The organism is Actinoallomurus soli, from assembly GCF_024055715.1.
Taxonomy (GTDB): domain Bacteria; phylum Actinomycetota; class Actinomycetes; order Streptosporangiales; family Streptosporangiaceae; genus Actinoallomurus; species Actinoallomurus soli.
In genome coordinates, this window is record NZ_JAMXMV010000015.1 from 1 (window position 1) to 17,490 (window position 17,490).

The following is a 17,490-nucleotide window of genomic DNA, read 5'->3' on the forward strand; positions in this document are numbered from 1 at the left end:
GCCCCCCCCCCCCCCCCCCCCCCCCACGTCGCCGGCGCACCGGATCAGGGGCCGGTCCGTGGCGGCCCGGTGAGGGCGCCGAGGCCGCTCGCCTGGGTGCGCCAGTCGGACGGATTCGGGGTGCCGCCCGCCCAGCGCTGGCCGATCCGGTTCAGCGGGTCGCGGTCATGGGCCCAGATCGAGTCCGCCTGCCGCTGGGCGAACGCCTGATAGGCGGAGGTGCCGGTCGCCGCCGCCAGGTCGGCGAGGTAGCGGCTGAAGATGCCCTTGAACTGCTTCTGGTTGTCGTCACAGGTGCTCTGGCCGACGTCGCACGACTCGGTCAGGATCCCGTTCTGGGTGAGACCGGTCATCGCCGCGTCCGCGAGTCGTCGCGCCGCGGCGAGCAGTGCGGCGTCGCCGGTGGCGCGCCACGCCTCGACCAGGCCGCCGATGGCGAGGCCCTGGTTGTAGGTCCAGACCGTCTGACCGTTGTTGCGGCAGTCCTGGGTGAGGCCGTCATTGACGAGGTTCGCGGAGTTGATCAGCCCGCTGTTCAGGTACCACGTCGCGGCCGTACGGGTCCGTTGCAGCCAGACGGTGTCGCCGGGCGTACGGCGGTGGATCGACGCGGCGAGCCGCAGGTACAGGCCGCTCGTGATCGCGTTCTTGTACGTGCGCTCCCGGTTCCACCACACCCCGCCACCGCACGTGCTCGGATCCCAATACTGGTTCACGTAGTCGGCGATCGTCGTGGCCATGGTCAGGTACCGCCGGTCGCCGGTGTGGTCGTAGGCCGCCACCCACGCGAGGCCCCACCACGCGCTGTCGTCGATGGCGCGGCTGACGAAGTTGCCCTCGATGGGATCGGTGCCGCGCTGCCCGGCCGGGAACACGCCCTTGTTCTGGTCGAACGTGCGGGCGATGACCCAGTCGTCCTGGGGGTCGCCGTCGTCGATGAGCGTCGTGAGCGTCGCCGCGGAGTTCCACCAGCTGCTCGGCCACCAGCCGGTGTAGGGGTCGTAGGAGTACATCAGGGCGTCGGCGGCCGCCGCGGCCCGTGACGGCGCGGGCCGGGCCCACGCCGTGCAGCTGCCGTTCTGCCCGGACACCGCTCGCCCGCAGGCGCGGACGGCGCCGCCGTACAGGCGGCCGCGCGGGTCACGGGTGGCGAACATCGCGGTACGGGCGGCGGTCGCGCCGCTCGCGACCGAGAGGCGGCCGAGCGAGGAGCCGTCGGGCCAGGTGGCGCCGCCGTCCCACGAGCGGTCGAGCCACACCTCGTCGCCCGGAGCGCCCGCCTCGATGCCGGCCCAGGCCATCCCGTTCTGGTCGGCGTGCAGCCGGATCACCCGGCCGGACAGGGTGGTCGCCGGGACGGGCTGGGTGTCGCCGTTCGCCTGCGCCGCGTCGGTGCGGTCGCATCGGACGTCGCAGACCGTCGGGTAGACCCAGTCGGTGCAGGTGACCGCGTCGGCGTCGCCGCAGGCACGGATGAGACCGCGCCGGTGGCCGCGGGGGTCGGAGATGTTGTACATGAGCGTCCGGGTGCCGGTCCACGTGGCGGGGATGCTCGCCTTTCCGAGCAGTCCCTCCCACGTCTGTCCGCCGTCCCAGGACCGGTCGAGCCACACGGCGTCGCCGGTGGCGCCGTCGTCGATGCTCCCCCATGCCATGCCGTCCGCGTCCGACACGTGCAGCACCAGCGTGCGGCCGTTGATGTTCTTCTGCGGCACGGGGAACGTCTCCTGCGCGGCCCGCGACGGGTCGAGGGTGTCACACGAGAGGAAGCAGACCTGGGACGCGGCGGCCGCCGGTGCGATGCGGAGGCCGGGCGCGGTGCAGAGGATCAGGACCAGTCCGGCGACGGCGGTCGCGGCACGGCCGAAGAGGGTACGTCGATGTCCTCGCATGGGGAACTCCAGGGTGAGGCGGAGGACCTGGTTCTCCGGAAGGCGGGCGGTGTCCGCGCATGACGGTGTCGGGAACCGGCAGGTGAGGTCGTCTGCGGTGGCCGGCGGGGCAGACGCGGGGGCGGGGTACTGGCTGACTGCAGTCTTTGCCGTAAATTAAGCATTACGGTCAGATCCGTCAATACGCGCGCGACCATGAGGGAAAAGCCCCGATTGCGATGTTCGAACGTGTGGGATTCGGGCCCGGACGCGGGCGCGCCTCGATCAGCGGGCGAGCGGGACGGCGGCGCGGCCGTCGCGGAGCATGGCGACGGCGCGGGGGAAGTCCGTGAGCTGTTCGGCCAGCAGGTCCAGGCCCAGGGCGAGCGAGTGCGCCGGGACGCCACGGGCGGTGAGGATGTCGGCGGTCCAGGCGATGAAGCGGGTGAACAGCCCGGAGTCGTCCAGGTAGAGGGCCGTCGCGAGGAACTCGGTGATGTGGGCGATGTCCTCGGCGGTGTGCCGGCGCTGCCGCTCGCTGTAGCCGGCCATGGCCGGGAACCGTTCCTCGATCGCGGCGAGGACCGCCGCGACGAGCCGGTGGGCGTTGCGGGTGACCAGGGTGTACTCCTGGTCGGCCAGGTGCGGCAGGTCGTCCAGGGGCTCGTGGGCCGCCGGCGGGACGTACGGGCGGGCGACGATCTCGGCGAGGCGGTCGGCCGCCGCACGGGCGTCAGGGGCCCAGGCGTCGGCGCCGAGCCGGTCGGCGTAGCGGCCGCCGGGACCGAAGGCCGCCCCGCCGACGATGACCGGGACGCCCGCCGCCTGGGACGCGCTGATCGCGTGGTGCGCGGCGGGCAGGCGGGTGGGGATGGAGGAGGACAGGGCCAGCGCGTCGGGTCCCGTACGGTGCAGGTGGTCGATCAGGTGCGGAACGGGAACCTGCGCCCCGAGGAAGTCCACCTGCCAGCCGCGCAGCCGCAGGGTCTCCGCCAGCAGGCGGGCGGGCAGGGCGTGCCACTCCCCGTCGACGCACGCGACCGTGATCCGCCCCTGGTGTGACCGCCGCGGCGCGGACCCGTGGTGGGCCAGGGCGGCGATGACGTGGTCGTTGATGGCCGAGGCGGTGTGCTCCTCGGCGACGCTGAGCCGGTTGGCGGCCCACTCGACGCCGACCTTCCCCTGCACGGGCGCGATCACGTCGAGCAGGGCCGACTCGGCGTCCAGGCCCGCGTCCACCGCCGAGAGCACGATCTCCACGGCGGCGTACTCGTCGCCGCCGCGCACGACGTCCCACAGCCGGGCGGACAGGACCTCGATGTCCGAGCGGTCCGGAGCCGAAGCCGTCATCGCGGGACCTCCTCACCTCGTGGACGCCGCCCCGCCGCCTCCGGACGCCCGGCCTGCGGTGCGCCGATGGCCACGACGGCCATGTCATCGTGGTCGTGGTCACCGGCCCATTCGGCCGCGAGCATCTGCACGCGCTCCACGACGCCTTCGGCGGGCATCCCCGCGCACTCGGACAGCGCGTCCTTCAACCGCTCCTCGCCGAACATGATGTCGCCCAGCGGCCCGCCACGGGCCTCGGTGATGCCGTCGGTGTAGAGCACGCACGTCTCCCCCGGCGCCAGCTCGACCCCGGCGGTCGTCGCCTGCACGTCGGGGAACGCCCCGATCAGAGTGCCGCGCGTGGCGGCCTCCTCCACGACCCCGTCGCGCCGCACGATCAGCGGCGGCGGATGCCCGGCGCTGGTCAGCCGCAGCCGCACCCGGTCTCCGGCGCGCACCGCCGAGGCGAGCACCAGGGTGGCGAACCGGGTCGATCCGGAGTTCAGCAGCGCCCCGTTGAGCAGGGACAGCGTCCGCAGGTGGTCGCCGGCCAGGGGCAGCAGCGCCTGCAGCGTCGTGCGGATCCGGCCCGTGGTGACCGCCGCCTCCAGGCCCTTGCCGCACACGTCGCCGAGGACGACGAGGGACTCGGCGTCCTCGTCCTCACCCGGATGGACGTCGTAGAAGTCACCGCCCACCAGCTCGCTGCGCACCGACGCGCGGTAGCCGCCGGCGTAGGCCACGCCGTGGACGTGGCGCAGCCGCGGCGGCAGCAGCTCGCGCATGAGGATCTCGGTGATACCCGTCCGGTCGGCGTACACGCGGGCCGCCGACAGCGCCGCGCCCGCCCGTGCCGCGAACAGCCGGGCGAAGACCTCCTCGTCGTCGCCGAACCCTCGCCGGTCGTTGCGGCGCAGCAGGATCAGCGCGCCGGCCGGGATGCCGTGCCCGGGCAGCGGCGTCACCGCGACCGCGCCGACCGGTCCGCCGAAGCCCTCCGGCACGGCCCACGACGGCAACCGGCCGGGATCGATCCACCGGGAGGGGATCGGCGGGAAGCCCTGCAGTGCCTCGCTCAGACCCGGGACCTCGGCCGGGTCGGCCCGCAGCGTACGGCGGGTGACCTGCGCGCCGCGGATCGCGTACGCGACCGGCAGCCGTTTCCCGGTGGCGGGCGCGACGAGGATCGCGGCGTCGGCCAGGTGCTCGGCCGCCAGCCGTACCGCGACCTCCATGCACCGGTCGTAGTTCAGCGTCGTCAGCAGGGCGCCCGCCGCCTCGACCAGGAGCGCCGTGCGCTTACGCTCCGCCACCAGCGCGGTCTCGGCCCGCCGCCGGTCGGTGTCCTCGACCAGCCACCAGATCACGTCCCCGTCCGGGGAGAAGGTCGCACGGGCTTCATAACCGTGTTCGCCCGCCTCGCCGCGTACGGGCTCGTCCACGGTTCCCGACGCGACGGCGGCTCGGTGCGCCTCCGCGAGCCACCCGGGTGTCGTGGCCGCAAGGCTCGCGCCCGGCTCGGCGCGCGGGAACAGCCGGGCGGCGGCCTCGTTCAGCTCGACCACCCGGCCGGCGCCGTCGGCCACCACCACGGGGTGCGGGGCCGCGGCCCATACGCCGGTCATCCGCCCGGTACCCCGCCGGTCCGCGGGAGCAGTGCTGGAGACATCCACGCGGCAGGCCCACGGACGCGCGAGCCCCCACCACCTTCCCGGTCGGAAACCTTGCTCTGCGACAACCGTCCCTCAAGTGAGATATAAGAGCAAATCCCGGTCTGTGTACTGCCACGCTAATCGCTCGCCGCCCGTGCCCTGTCCAGGAGCGCGGCCGCACGCGCCTCCTCGTCGGCGCCCACCCGCTCGCGCCGCCCTCCGCCGCCCCCGCCACGGCCGCCCGGCCCCCGCCCCGCGGTCTGGGCTACAGGAAGTTCGCAAGTCATTCGACTTATGGACGTTCCGCCACGATCTGGGACATTGGCATCGTTGGACCCACATCGCTCGCCGATCCCCCCCTGCCCCTGCGTACCAGAGGAGCCCCCATGGCCGCCGACGAGGCCGAGAAGACCGAGGCCCCCGCGGTCCGACGAGTTCCGCTGAACCTGTTCGGCATGGCGTTCGGCATCGCGGGGCTGGCGGGCACCTGGCTGACCGTCGCGCGCTACGGTCACGCCCCACTGTGGGCAGGACGGGCACTGCTGGCCGTCTCGGCGGTCGTCTGGGCGGTCACGGTGGCGCGCTACGCGCGGTACGCGCTGTCGGTACGCGGCGCGTTCGCCACCGACCTGACCGATCCCGTCGCCGCGCCCTTCGCCGCCCTCGCCGTGATCACTCCGATGCCGGCGGCGTCGCAGGGCCTCTACGCGTACGACTCGACCGCCGGAACCGTCGTCTTCGACGTGTTCCTGGTGCTGACGGTGCTGCTCGGCGGCTGGATGACCGGCCAGTGGATCTACGGGTCACTCAGCCTCGACCAGCTCCATCCGGGGTACTTCCTGCCGACCGTGGCGGGCGGCCTGGTCGCGGCGGCCGGTGCCGCCGCGGTCGGGCAGCGGACGCTGGGCTACGCCATGCTCGGCCTCGGGCTGATCTGCTGGTTCATCCTCGGCTCGATGATCATGGCCCGGCTGTTCTTCCGCCCCGCGCTGCCGCCGGCCCTCTATCCGACCCTGGCGATCGAGGTCGCGCCCGCGGCCGTGGCGACCGTCGCCTACGTCTCGCTGCGCGGCCCCCACGTGGACGCCTTCAGCGCGATCCTCGCCGGATACGGCACGCTGATGGTGCTCGCGCAGCTGCGGCTGCTGCCCGCCTTCACGCGGCTGCGGTTCGCCCCGGGCTTCTGGGCGTTCACCTTCTCCTGGGCCGCGGTCGCCACCAGCGTCGTGCACTGGACGCAGATCCTCCGCCCGACCGGGTACCTCGTCTACACCTACGCCGCGCTCGCCGCGGCCACCCTTCTGATCGCCGGCATCGCCGTACGTACCGTGCCGGCCACCTTCTCGCGGGGCGGTGTCCGCACCGGGCCTCCCCATACGACCCCCGCCCCGGAAGAACACTGAGAGGAATCCTCGATGCCCACCATCACCACCGCCGACGGCACGCGCATCTTCTACAAGGACTGGGGCAGCGGGCGGCCCGTCGTGTTCAGTCACGGCTGGCCGCTGAACGCCGACGCCTGGGACGAGCAGCTGCGCCTCCTCGCCGAGAACGGCTACCGCGCCATCGCCCACGACCGCCGCGGGCACGGCCGCTCCGACCAGCCCTGGACCGGCAACGACATGGACACCTACGCCGACGACCTGGCCGCCCTCATCGAGCACCTGGACCTGCGGGACGCCATCCTGGTCGGCCACTCCACCGGCGGCGGCGAGGTCACCCGCTACCTCGGCCGCCACGGCAGCGCCCGCGTCGCCAAGGCCGTCCTGCTGGGCGCCGTCCCGCCGGTGATGGTGCGGAGCGAGAAGAACCCCGAGGGCACCCCCATCGAGGCGTTCGACGGCATCCGCGCCGGGGTGGACGGCGACCGCTCCCAGTTCTACTGGGACCTCAGCGAGAGCTTCTACGGCTTCAACCGTCCCGGGGCGGCCGTCTCCGAAGGCGCCCGCCGCGCCTTCTGGCTCTGGAGCATGCAGGTGGGCGTCAAGGCCGCCTACGACTGCGTCGAGCAGTTCTCCGAGACCGACTTCACCGAGGACCTCACGGGCATCGACATCCCCGTCCTGGTCGCCCACGGCGACGACGACCAGATCGTCCCCATCCAGGACGCCGCCCTCAAGACCGCCGAACTGCTCAAGGACGCGACCCTGAAGGTCTACCCCGGCGCGCCCCACGGCCTGTACGGCGACTTCCGCGCCGCGTTCGAGAAGGACCTCCTGGAGTTCATCCGCGCCTGACCGGCCTGAGCGGACCGCGCCTTCGGGGCGGTGCGGGGATCACGTCCCCGCACCGCCCCGAAGTGTTCCCCGCCCGGACCGCCGAACCAGGTGAAACGGCCTCTTAGTCTTGAAGCTCGCAATCACGCGATTCGCCGGGCGAAGGGACAGAGAAGCACAGATGGGTCGCGTCGGCGATGCGGGACCTCCCGAGATCGGAGTCATCGGCAGGGAGAGGGAACTGGCCCGCATCCGGCGGCTCCTGGACCCCGAGGACGCGGACCGTTCGCCTCTGCTGCTGGTCATCGGCGAACCCGGCTCCGGCAAGAGCACGTTGCTGGACGCCGCCGCCCGCGAGGCCGGGCGCCGGGGCCTGCGGGTCCTCCGCTGCCAGGGCCACGAGGGTGAGACCGAACTCGTCTTCGCGGGGCTGCACCAGTTGCTGGCCCCCATGTCGGCCGAGATCCGGGAGCTGCCCGGTCCGCAGCGCGACGCCCTGCTCAGGGCGTTCGGGCTGAACCAGGCCGAGCCCGCCGGCGCGGCGGGGGAACCCGAGCGGCTGCTGATCAACCTCGCCGTGCTGACGCTGCTGTCCGACACGGCCTACCGGCGGCCGCTGCTCGTCATCGCCGACGACGCGCAGTGGCTCGACGCCTGCTCGCTGGACGCGCTGACCTTCGCCGCGCGGCGGCTGGCGGGCGAACCGGTCTCCGTCCTGGCGGCCACGCGGACCGACCCCGTACCCGAGCAGTTCGGGGCGGAGTTCCCCCGGCTGCCCGTGTCGCCGCTCACCGAGGCGGCCGCCGACCGGCTGCTCGACGTCCAGCCGTTCCCCCCGGCGGGACCGCTGCGACGGCAGATCCTGCGGCAGGCGGCCGGCAACCCCCTGGCCCTGGTGGAGCTGGCCAGGGCGACGGCCGACTCGTCCGCCTCCCTCTCGGACACCGCCGTCGAGCGGCTCCCGCTGACCGCCCGGCTGGAGCGGATCTTCGCCGACCGCCTGGCGCGGCTGCCGGAGGGCACCCGGCGCGCGCTGCTGTTCGCCGCCGCCGCGGACGACCCCGACCTGCCCGCCGCGCTCCTCGCGTCGTCGGCCGCGGGCCCCGACGGCGGGATCGAGGCGTGGCTGCTCGCGGAGCAGGCCGGCCTGGTCACCCTGGACAGCGGCCGCGTCGCCTTCCGCCATCCGCTGATGCGCTCCGCGGTGTACCAGGCCGCGTCCTTCGCGGCCCGCCGGGAGGTCCACCTCGCCCTCGCCGAGGCGCTCGCCGGAAACCCCGACCGCCGCGCCTGGCACCTCGCGGCCGCGGCCCTCGCCCCGGACGAGGCGATCGCCGCCGCCCTGGAGGCGACCGCGGACCGGGCGCGCAGGCGCGGCGGCTACCGCGTCGCCGCGGCGGCGCTCGAACGCGCCGCGCGGCTCAGCCCCGACCCCCAGCGGCAGGCGCGGCGCCTCCTGGCCGCCTGCGACCTGGCGATGCACGCGGGCCGCCCGCTGTGGGTGGAGCAGCTGACCGCGGGAGTCGTCGCCGCCACCGACGATCCGGAGCTGCTCACCGAGGCGGCACTGTGGACCGGCTGGGCGCTGGCGGCGACCACCCGCCAGAAGGCCGCGCTGTCCCACCTGCTGCCGCTCGCCGCGTCGACCGTGGACACCGCGCCGGCGGTCGCCCTCAGCGCGGTCCGCCACGCCGCCATCGTCGTCTACACCATGGGTGACGAGGACTACCGACGCGAGGCGCTGGAGCTGCTGGCACGGATCCCGGCGGACGTCGGGGAGAGCTCCGACGACGCGTGGCCCCGCGCGGCCCTCGACCCCTTCGGGGACCGGCCGGGCCACCTGCGCCTGCTGGAGCGGGCCGTGACCCTGCCGGGCCTCGGGGCCAACGCGCTCAACGAGATCGGGGCGTGCGCCTGGGTGCTCGACGAGACCGCCACCGCCGTCCGGCTGTACGGCGACTCCCTGGAGCACCTGCGGCGCGCGACCACCGCCGGGTCCAACGCCACCCTGGGCCAGGCACTGGCGATCGCCCAGTTCGAGAACGGAGCGTGGGACGCGGCGGAGGTGACCGCCGACGACGCCCGCCGGGTGGCCGCCGAGAACGGCCTGGACATGGCCGGGCGGTCCGCGACCTACGTCAGCGCGGCGCTGCTCGCGCAGCGCGGGGACACCGGCCGGGCGCGCGAACTGATCGACCGGGCGGTGGCCGGCATCGACCCCACCGAGAGCCGCGCGCTGCAGGCACGGGCGCTGGCCGTGAAGGGCGCCATCGCGACCGTCGAGGGCGACCACGCGCTGGCGTACGAGCTGCTGCGCTGCCTGTTCACGGCGGATCCCGACCCGGTGCCGCTGCACTACCACGCCTCCCACTACGGCCTCGGCGACCTGGCCGCGGCGGCCGTACGCGCGCGTCAGGAGAAGGACGCCGCGCGGGTGCTGGACTCCGTCGAACGCCGGCTGGCGGGCCGGATGTCGACCCGGCTGACCCTGCTGACACACCGGGCGCGGGCACTGCTGGCCCCGGCCGGCGAGGCAGAGGAGCACTTCCGGGCCGCGCTGGCCGACCCGGCGGGCGAACAGTGGCCGTTCGAACGGGCGCAGGCCCGCCTGGAGTACGCCGAGTGGCTCCGTCGCCGCCGCCGCACCGGCGAGGCCCGTACGGCGCTGGCCCAGGCCCTGGCGGTGTTCGAACGGCTCGGCGCACGGCCCTGGGTCGCGCGCACCACCGCCGAGCTGCGTGCCTGCGGGGTCACCATGCCCGTGCGGAAGAAGCGGGCGCGTCCCGTGGACCTCACCGCGCAGCAGCTGCAGATCGTACGGCTCGCGGCGAGCGGGCTGACGAACCGGGAGATCGGGGGACGCCTGCTGCTGTCGCCCCGCACGGTCGGGTTCCACCTGTACCAGGCGTTTCCGAAACTGGGCGTCACGACGCGCGCGCAGCTGCGCGACGCCCTGAACGACGCGGAGCTCGACTAGGGGCGCCCGGATGACGTCCTCCGGCCGCCCGTCGAGACCATGCCGGGCGCGCCGGCCGGCGATCGCCGGACGCCGATCGGTTCGATCCCGTCCGTGACGATCGCCGGCCGGACACGGCCGAACGGCCGGTGGCTCGGCGGCCGATGGCTCAGCGGCCGCCGCGGTGGTCGTCCCGGCCCGGGTGGTCGTCCTGGCGGCCCCGGGACCCGTGCCGTACCTCGTTCTTGATGATCTTTCCGGTCCGGGCGTCGATGAGGAGTTCGCGCTGGACGCCCTTCGCGGTCAGCTTCACCTCCCAGGCGGGAGCCCGCCGGGTGCCGCGGAGTTCGGTCGAGAGGATCCGCGCCCCGGGAATCGCCGTGCGCGCGATCCTGTCGGCCTGCGCTGCGCTGATCCTGGTGCTCGCCGCGACGGCCGTGTCGTCGTGGTGGCGTCCGGCGGAGTCGTCGTGCGCGACGGCGGTGGCCGGCCGGGTGTGGTGGTCATCGGCGAATGCGATCCCGCCGGCCGTGGCGATGGCGGTGGCGGCGGCGAATCCGACGCCGAGAATGGTGAGACGGCCCATGGTGTACGTCCTCCCGTGTGATGGGTCTGGCTGACGGGATTCAGGTTGCCGCCGGGGACGATAAGCCCGTGCTGCGGCGCGGCTAACGTCGGGCTAAGACCTCTCGGTAGGCGCGGGCAGTGTCATGGTGACCTCCGCGCCGCCGCTCGGGGAGCGGCCGAGGGTGAGGGCGCCGCTCGCGGCGTGGGCCGTGCGCCGGGCGATGTCCAGGCCGAGGCCGGTGGAGGCACGGCCGCTGCGGCCGCGGCCGGGCAGGCCGGCGACGGGCAGTCCGGGGCCGTCGTCGCCGATGACGATGCGGGCCCCGCTCGTCGTCGCCTCCAGCCGTACGGTGAAGGCCGTGGCCTCCGGCGTGTGCGCGAAGACGTTCTCGAGCAGGGCGTCCACGGCGGCGGCCAGTTCGTCGCCGTCGACGGCGACCGGCACCGGGTGATCGGGCAGGACGGTGCCGACGGGGCGGTCCTGTTCGTCGGCGAGCGCGGACCAGTAGGCGACGCGGTCGGTGAGGATCTGACGGGCGTCGCACCGCCCGCCGGACCGGCGGGGGTGGCGCGTGTCGCTGATGATCTGCGTGACCGTCCGCTCCAGCGCGTCGACGACGGCGGTCACGCGCTCGGCCTCGGCCGGGTCCCGGAGCGATTCGGTCTCCAGCCGCAGCGCGGTCAACGGGGTGCGCAGCCGGTGCGACAGGTCCGCGGCGGCCTCTCGTTCGCCGGTGAGCAGGTCACCGATGCGGCCGGCCAGGTGGTTGAGCGCGGCGCCGACGTCACGGATCTCCGGGGGCCCGGCGGGGTCGATCCGGGCGTCCAGGTCGCCGCCGGACAGCCGCTGCGACAGGGCGGCCAGGGCGGTGACGGGACCGAGCATCGAGCGGGCGATCGCGTCGGCCACGACCAGGCCGACGCCCAGCAGCCCGATCCCGAGCAGGCCCAGGATCAGCCAGGCGCGCAGGACCCCGGCGCGCAGTTCGGCGGTGGTGACGAAGGTGCGGATGACGATGGTGCCGGCCGGGGCGCCCTGCACCGCGACCAGGATCTCGCGTCCGCCCGGCGCCTCGGCGGTGACGCTGCGCCCGCGCGCGGCCAGTCGGAGTGCCGGGCTGCGGGGCGCCGGCGCGCCGATGAGACCGTCGTCGGCGGGCCAGAGCACCGTGATCGGGTACCGGCTCGTCGCCCGGACCTGGGACACGGTCAGCTCGACGGTGCCGCGATCGGCCGTCGCGACGACGGGTACCAGCGACTGGGCCGCGGTGGTGGCGGCGGTGGTCGCGCGGTCGGCGGCCACCTGGCGTACGAGGAGGGCCAGGGGCACCAGGAACGCGATCAGGACCAGAGAGGCGGTCGCGGCGACCAGCCGGAACAGACGGCTCCTCATGGCCTCACGCGCCCGGATCGACGATCTTGACGCCGGCTCCCCGGACCGAGTGCAGGTAGCGGGGCTCCTTCGCGGTCTCGCCGAGCTTGCGGCGCAGCCACGCCACGTGCACGTCGACGGTCTTGTCCGCTCCCCCGTACGGCGTCCGCCAGACCTGCGTCAGCAACTCGCGTTTCGGAACCACCTGCCCGGCGCGGGCGGCCAGGTAGTGCAGCAGGTCGAACTCCTTGGGCGCCAGCTGCAGCGGCCGCCCGTCCAGGCTCGCCTCCCGTGCCCTCGGGTCGATGCGCAGTCCGCCGACGAGCACCGGTGCCTGCTCGTCCCGGCGGTCCTCGGCGCGGCGCAGTACCGCCCGGATCCGCGCGTCCAGCTGGCCGGCGCCGAAGGGCTTGACGAGGTAGTCGTCGGCCCCGGCGTCGAGGGCCCGGACGATCTCGCTCTCGTCGTCACGCGCGGTGGCCACGATGACCGGCACCCGGCTGACGCCCCGCAGCATCCGCAGCACCTGCGTGCCGTCGAGGTCCGGCAGGCCCAGATCGAGCACGACGAGGTCGGGGCGTCCGTCGACGGCCTGTTGCAGGCCGGTCATGGCGGTGGCCGCGGTGGTCACCGCGTGACCGCGCTCGGACAGCGCCCGCACCAGCGCCGTCCGCACCGACACGTCGTCCTCGATCAGCAGTAGTTGCGGCACAGCCCAACCGTAACCAGGTGATCGCCGACAGATCGGGTCATGGCAGGCCCTTATCGCCGTCTTATCGGTCCCTTAGCCGCGGTCGTGGCAGCCTGGCCGAATGACCAGACGCGTCCTCATCGGGATCACCGCCTGGGCGGCCGCCGCCGCGGTCTCGACCGGCATCGGCATCGCCGCGATCTCCGTACTGGGCGCCGGCATCACCGACCGCGGGGTCCGGCCGTTGACGCCGGACCAGGTCGAGCGGGCCCTGGCCGCCGGCACGACGCCGGCACCCGCGGCCACCACGCCCGCGACGCCGACCGCTCCGGCCGCGACGGCGACCTCTCAGGGCACGAGCGGCGCTCCCGCGGCCGCGACCACCCGTGCGCTGTCCACGTCGGGCGGGAGCGTGCTGGCGCGCTGCGGACCGGCCGACGCCGTGTACCTGCTCTCCTGGACGCCGGCCCAGGGCTACGGGGTCGACGACGTGAAGCGCGGGCCGGCATCGCGGGCCTCGGTGAAACTGGAGGCCGACCACGGCCGCAAGCTCGTCATCCAGGTGACCTGCCGCTCCGGCGTTCCCACCGCCGTCACGACGAAAGGCGGCCGGCACGACTGAGCGGCCCCGGCCGGTGCCGACGGCGCCGGTCCGTGAGACCGTAGTGCGTCATGACCGCCACCGTTCGCGACAACCCGGCAGCCGACCGCTTCGAGATCTACGAGGACGGGGAACGGGTCGGGTTCGCCGTCTACCGGCTCAACGGCGACCGGATCGCCTTCACGCACACCGAGGTCGACCCCGCCTTCGGCGGTCGCGGCCTCGCCCGGCAACTGGTGACGACCGCGCTCGACGACGCCCGGCGGCGGGGCCTCGCCGTGCTCCCGTTCTGCCCGTACGTCCGCAAGGTCATCGCCGAGAACACCGACTCCTACCTCGACCTGGTCCCCGAAGGAGAGCGGGCCCGCTTCGGGCTCGCCCCCTCCGCCGGCTGACCCGGTGGCCGACTCCGAACCCTCCCGTACGGGATCCCCCGCCTCGTCCGCCGCCCGGCTGGCCTGGCTCGACCTCCTGCGGGGGATCGCGGCCATGGTCGTCGCGCTGCACCACGCCACGTACTACTACGTCCCTCGCTGGCGGGCGGGGCTGGGGATCGACTGGTTCGATCCGGGGCTGTACGGCGTCCTGGTGTTCTTCCTGGTCAGCGGCTACATCATCCCCGCTTCGCTGGAGCGTCACGGGCAGGTGCGCCGCTTCTGGATCAGCCGCGTGCTGCGCATCTACCCCCTCCTGACCACCGCCTGCGCGATCACCCTGCTGCCCTACCTGCTCGGCGTGCGCGGCCTGCGCGCCGGGCTGGAGGCCTACCGGCCCGCGACCGCCGTCCTGGCCCACCTGACCATGCTGCAGGACGTTCTCGCGGTGCCGAACGTGATCAACGTGCTGTGGACGCTGTCGTACGAGATGCTCTTCTACCTGCTCGTCGTCGCGCTGTTCGTCACCCGGACCCACCGCCTGTCCGCGCCGATCGCCGTGACGCTCGCGGCCGCCGCCGTGCTGGTCGGCGGGCTCCTGCCGATGGCGGCGCTGTCGAGAACGGTCGGGATCGGGCCGACCGCCGCGCTGACCGCGGTGGTCATGGTGACCGCGATCGTCGCGGCCGTCTCGACCCGGCCGTCCGTACGGACCGCGGGCGGGATCCTCGGCGGGGTCCTCGCGATCGCCCTGGTCGGCCTGAACGGCCGCATCGGCCCGTGGCAGAGCCTGATCATCCTCGCCGTGATGTTCACCGGCACCGCGCTGTACCGCGCGGAGCACGGGCAGATCCGCCCGCGCACGGCGGTGCTCTCGGCGGTCGTCGTCCTGGTCTGCGCGGTGGCCGCCGGAGCGCTGCACGCGCAGGTCACCATGGCGCCGGCGCAGGTGGACGCCTTCGCGGTCTACTGGAGCGGCTCGCTGATCCTGGCCGCGCTGACGTTCGCCGGGGGGTGGGCACTGCGCCGCCACCGGATCCCCCGGTGGCTGACCGGCCTGGGCGCCATCAGCTTCTCGCTGTACCTGCTGCACCCCGTCCTGCTCATGCTGTCCGACCAGTTCGGCGGCACCCCCGACCATGACGACGCGCTCCGCCTCACCGTCTTCGTCGCGGTCCTGATCGCGGTCAGCGCCCTGACCTATCGGTACGTCGAGAGCCCCTTCCAGCGGCTCGGCCGGCGCATCGGCCGCTCCACGGCCACGGCCGCCCGGCGGCCCGCCGTCGGCGACGCGGCCGGCCCCGTCGCCGCCCCGGCGCCGGACGACGTGGCCTCATAGCGCCCGGACCGGTTCGTCCGGATGCCCCCGGTGACGATGTGACCGGAGGGACCGAGCGTGTTGTCCCCCGGGATAGTCCCCCGGGCTTTTCCCTACCGAACGCCGACCATGTCATTACTCTAAGTGATGACCACTGGTCAGGACGTCGAGGGCCGGTGGCGCCGAGAGCCCAGCCGTACCTGCCGAGGAGGGCGAGATGCCGGGACGCACGCCATCCGGGCCGTCGTTCGAGAGTTCGGTCCCCGGAGGCGCGCGGGCCCGGATCGCCCTCGGCCGGCGTCACGAAGATCGCCGCTCCCGGCTCTCCGAGCTGCTGCCCGGACGAGCGGACTTCGAGGCCATGCGCCGCCATCCGCGGCGGGACGTCGTCGCCGGCCTGTCGGTCGCGGTCGTGGCGCTGCCGCTGGCGCTGGCGTACGGCGCCAGCTCGGGCCTGGGAGCGCGTGCCGGGCTGGCGACCGCGGTGGTGGCCGGCGCGCTGGCGGCGATCTTCGGGGGCGGCGCCCTGCAGGTGTCGGGCCCCACCGGCGCGATGACCGTCGTGCTCATCCCCGTCGTGCACCGCTTCGGCCCCGGCGGCGTCATGCTGGCCGGGGCGATGGCCGGTGTCGTCCTGATCGCCGCCGCCCTGGCCCGCGTCGGCCGGTTCGCGCGCTGTGTGCCCGCGGCGGTCGTGGAGGGGTTCGCCGTCGGAGTCGCGGTGGTGATCGCCCTGCAGCAGGTTCCGGCCGCGCTCGGACTGCGCGCCCACCACCACGACAAGGTGTGGCGTGACGCCGTCCGGGCGGTCGCGGACTACACGCATGAGGTACGGCCGGCACCGCTGCTCATGGCCGCGGCGGTGGCCGCGGTCGTGATGACGGGCAACCGGTGGCTGCCCAAGGTGCCGTTCCCCCTCGTGGCGATCGGCGTGGCCACGCTGGTGGCCGAGGTCTTCCCGCTCGGCCTGCGCCGCATCGGCTCGGTGCCCGCCGGCCTGCCCGCTCCGTCACTGGGCTTCCTGCACCCCGACCTGGTGGCGGCCCTGCTGCCCTCGGCGCTGGCCATCGCCGTCCTGGCCGCACTGGAGGGGTTGCTCTCGGCGGCCGTGGTCGACGCGATGGGCGGCGACCGCCCCAGCGACCCCGACCGGGAGCTGTTCGGGCAGGGCCTGTCCAACCTGGCGGTGCCGCTGGTCGGCGGGGTGCCCGCCACCGCCACGCTCGCCCGTACGGCGGTCAACGTCCGGTGCGGCGCGACGTCCCGGCTGGCCTCGCTCACCCACGCCGTCGTGCTCGCCGTGATCGCCTTCGCCGCCGGGGGCCTGGTCGCCGACATCCCACGGGCGGCGCTCGCCGGGCTGATGTTCGGCGCCGCCGTCCGGATGATCAAAGTGGGGGCGCTGGCGTCCATCCTGCGGACCAGTCGTGTCGACACTCTGATCGTGGCGTTCACGTGCACGGTGACCGTCGCGGTCAACCTCATCGCCGCGGTCGCCGCCGGGGTCGTGATCGCGACCTTGGTGACCATCGCCACTCTGGCACGGGGCAGCCGCATCGAGGCCGTCCCCTTCCCCACGGACGGCGCGGGCACCCCGGGCGACGCGCCCCCCGGCGAGATCAGCCTGTACCGCCTCGACGGGCCCTGGTTCTTCGCCACCACGCATCGGCTGCTCGCGAGTTTCACGAACCTCACCGGGCCCGGCGTGGTCATCCTGAACATGACCGGCGTCTCGGCCCTGGACCTGACGGCGGCCCGCGTCATCGGCGAGGTGATCGCCTTCCTCCGCTCGCGCGGCGTCACGGTCCTGCTCGCCGGCGTGCGGCCCGACCACCACCGGCTGCTCGCCGGCGCGGCCGACGCGCGGCCGCCCCTGGTCGAGCTCATCCATCCCGATCCGGACGCCGCGATCACCCACGCACGATCGCTGCTGGCCGGCGCGGATCCCCGTACCGCATGACACCGGTACGCGCCGTCCGGCGCCCGCCGGGCACGGCCGCCCCCGCACCGGGAGTCCGGCATGGGCGGCGGTGAGACCGTCCTGGTGGGGGTGGACGGCGGCGACTCGGGACGGGCCGCGCTGCGGGCGGCCGCGGCGTACGCCGCACGAGGCCGCGTCCGGCTGCGCGCCGTCCACGTGCGGCCCGGCCCGCTGCCCGGCGAGTGGCTCGGCTGGCCCGCGATGGACCTGTACGACACGTCGTGGCGCGACGCCCTCGAACTCGACGCGTGGTTGTGCTGCACGCTCCTGCTCGGCGGCCAGGGCCTGGAGTGGGAGTTCGTCGTCACCGAGGGCAGGCCGGCCGAGGCGCTGCGCGAGCGGGCCCTGCTCGACACCGCGTGCGCGGTGTACGTCGGCGCGCGGGTCCGCTCCCGATGGGCGGCGCGCCTGCACCGGTGCACGGCGACCGACCTGGCCCGCAGGTGCCCCTGCCCGGTCCGGGTGATCCAATTCGCGGGCCGGGGCCCGATGACGCCGTGACCTTCCCGTCGCCGCGTGACTTCGCGGACAGGGTGGGCTTCCCTTCGGTGCACATGCGGGA

14 protein-coding genes are annotated in these 17,490 nt (G+C 74.3%); 8 read left to right on the plus strand and 6 right to left on the minus strand.

What is annotated here, in order from left to right:
* Nucleotides 1–44 precede the first annotated feature (44 nt).
* From NDW01_RS29995 to NDW01_RS30005, 3 genes are all read right to left on the minus strand, one after another.
* Nucleotides 45–1,892: a glycoside hydrolase family 76 protein gene (locus NDW01_RS29995; protein ID WP_252827678.1), complete on the minus strand. Its 1,848-nt coding sequence runs from the start codon at nt 1,890–1,892 to the stop codon at nt 45–47.
* Nucleotides 1,893–2,156: 264 nt separating this feature from the next.
* Nucleotides 2,157–3,221, minus strand: coding sequence for a cobalamin B12-binding domain-containing protein (locus tag NDW01_RS30000; protein WP_252827679.1), 1,065 nt, complete (start codon nt 3,219–3,221; stop codon nt 2,157–2,159).
* Nucleotides 3,218–4,825, minus strand: coding sequence for a PP2C family protein-serine/threonine phosphatase (locus NDW01_RS30005; RefSeq protein WP_252827681.1), 1,608 nt, complete (start codon nt 4,823–4,825; stop codon nt 3,218–3,220). Before NDW01_RS30005 ends, NDW01_RS30000 begins: the two co-directional genes overlap by 4 nt.
* A 413-nt stretch (nt 4,826–5,238) precedes the next feature.
* Here NDW01_RS30005 and NDW01_RS30010 point away from each other — a divergent pair, with 413 nt between their 5' ends.
* The 3 genes from NDW01_RS30010 (at nt 5,239) to NDW01_RS30020 (ending at nt 10,045) form a co-directional block, all read left to right on the plus strand.
* Nucleotides 5,239–6,255 (plus strand): SLAC1 family transporter, encoded by a 1,017-nt coding sequence (locus NDW01_RS30010; protein ID WP_252827682.1) that lies wholly within the window; start codon nt 5,239–5,241, stop codon nt 6,253–6,255.
* 12 nt (nt 6,256–6,267) lie between these two features.
* Complete coding sequence (locus tag NDW01_RS30015) at nt 6,268–7,089, plus strand: alpha/beta fold hydrolase (protein ID WP_252827684.1); 822 nt, start codon at nt 6,268–6,270, stop codon at nt 7,087–7,089.
* Between the two features lie 160 nt (nt 7,090–7,249).
* Nucleotides 7,250–10,045, plus strand: coding sequence for a helix-turn-helix transcriptional regulator (locus tag NDW01_RS30020; protein WP_252827686.1), 2,796 nt, complete (start codon nt 7,250–7,252; stop codon nt 10,043–10,045).
* Nucleotides 10,046–10,193: 148 nt separating this feature from the next.
* Here the strand turns inward: NDW01_RS30020 and NDW01_RS30025 are convergent, their stop codons facing one another.
* The 3 genes from NDW01_RS30025 to NDW01_RS30035 all read right to left on the minus strand — a co-directional run bounded on the left by NDW01_RS30025 (nt 10,194) and on the right by NDW01_RS30035 (nt 12,675).
* The gene (locus tag NDW01_RS30025; RefSeq protein WP_305883829.1) at nt 10,194–10,610 is read right to left on the minus strand and encodes a PepSY domain-containing protein; all 417 of its coding nucleotides are present in this window, start codon (nt 10,608–10,610) and stop codon (nt 10,194–10,196) included.
* A 93-nt stretch (nt 10,611–10,703) separates the two neighbouring features.
* Nucleotides 10,704–11,984 carry a HAMP domain-containing sensor histidine kinase gene (locus NDW01_RS30030; RefSeq protein WP_252827687.1) on the minus strand — a complete coding sequence of 427 codons (1,281 nt, stop codon included), beginning with the start codon at nt 11,982–11,984 and terminating at the stop codon, nt 10,704–10,706.
* A 4-nt stretch (nt 11,985–11,988) separates the two neighbouring features.
* A complete protein-coding gene (locus NDW01_RS30035) occupies nt 11,989–12,675 on the minus strand; it encodes a response regulator transcription factor (protein WP_252827688.1) in 687 nt (228 codons plus the stop codon).
* 100 nt (nt 12,676–12,775) lie between these two features.
* Between NDW01_RS30035 and NDW01_RS30040 the strand changes: the two genes are divergently transcribed.
* From NDW01_RS30040 to NDW01_RS30060, 5 genes are all read left to right on the plus strand, one after another.
* The gene (locus NDW01_RS30040; protein WP_252827690.1) at nt 12,776–13,276 is read left to right on the plus strand and encodes a hypothetical protein; all 501 of its coding nucleotides are present in this window, start codon (nt 12,776–12,778) and stop codon (nt 13,274–13,276) included.
* Between the two features lie 50 nt (nt 13,277–13,326).
* Nucleotides 13,327–13,650, plus strand: coding sequence for a GNAT family N-acetyltransferase (locus NDW01_RS30045; RefSeq protein WP_252827697.1), 324 nt, complete (start codon nt 13,327–13,329; stop codon nt 13,648–13,650).
* Between the two features lie 4 nt (nt 13,651–13,654).
* Nucleotides 13,655–14,968: an acyltransferase family protein gene (locus tag NDW01_RS30050; RefSeq protein WP_252827698.1), complete on the plus strand. Its 1,314-nt coding sequence runs from the start codon at nt 13,655–13,657 to the stop codon at nt 14,966–14,968.
* Between the two features lie 196 nt (nt 14,969–15,164).
* Nucleotides 15,165–16,907, plus strand: coding sequence for a SulP family inorganic anion transporter (locus tag NDW01_RS30055; RefSeq protein WP_252827699.1), 1,743 nt, complete (start codon nt 15,165–15,167; stop codon nt 16,905–16,907).
* Nucleotides 16,908–16,967: 60 nt separating this feature from the next.
* A complete protein-coding gene (locus NDW01_RS30060) occupies nt 16,968–17,429 on the plus strand; it encodes a universal stress protein (protein ID WP_252827700.1) in 462 nt (153 codons plus the stop codon).
* Nucleotides 17,430–17,490: the final 61 nt, after the last annotated feature.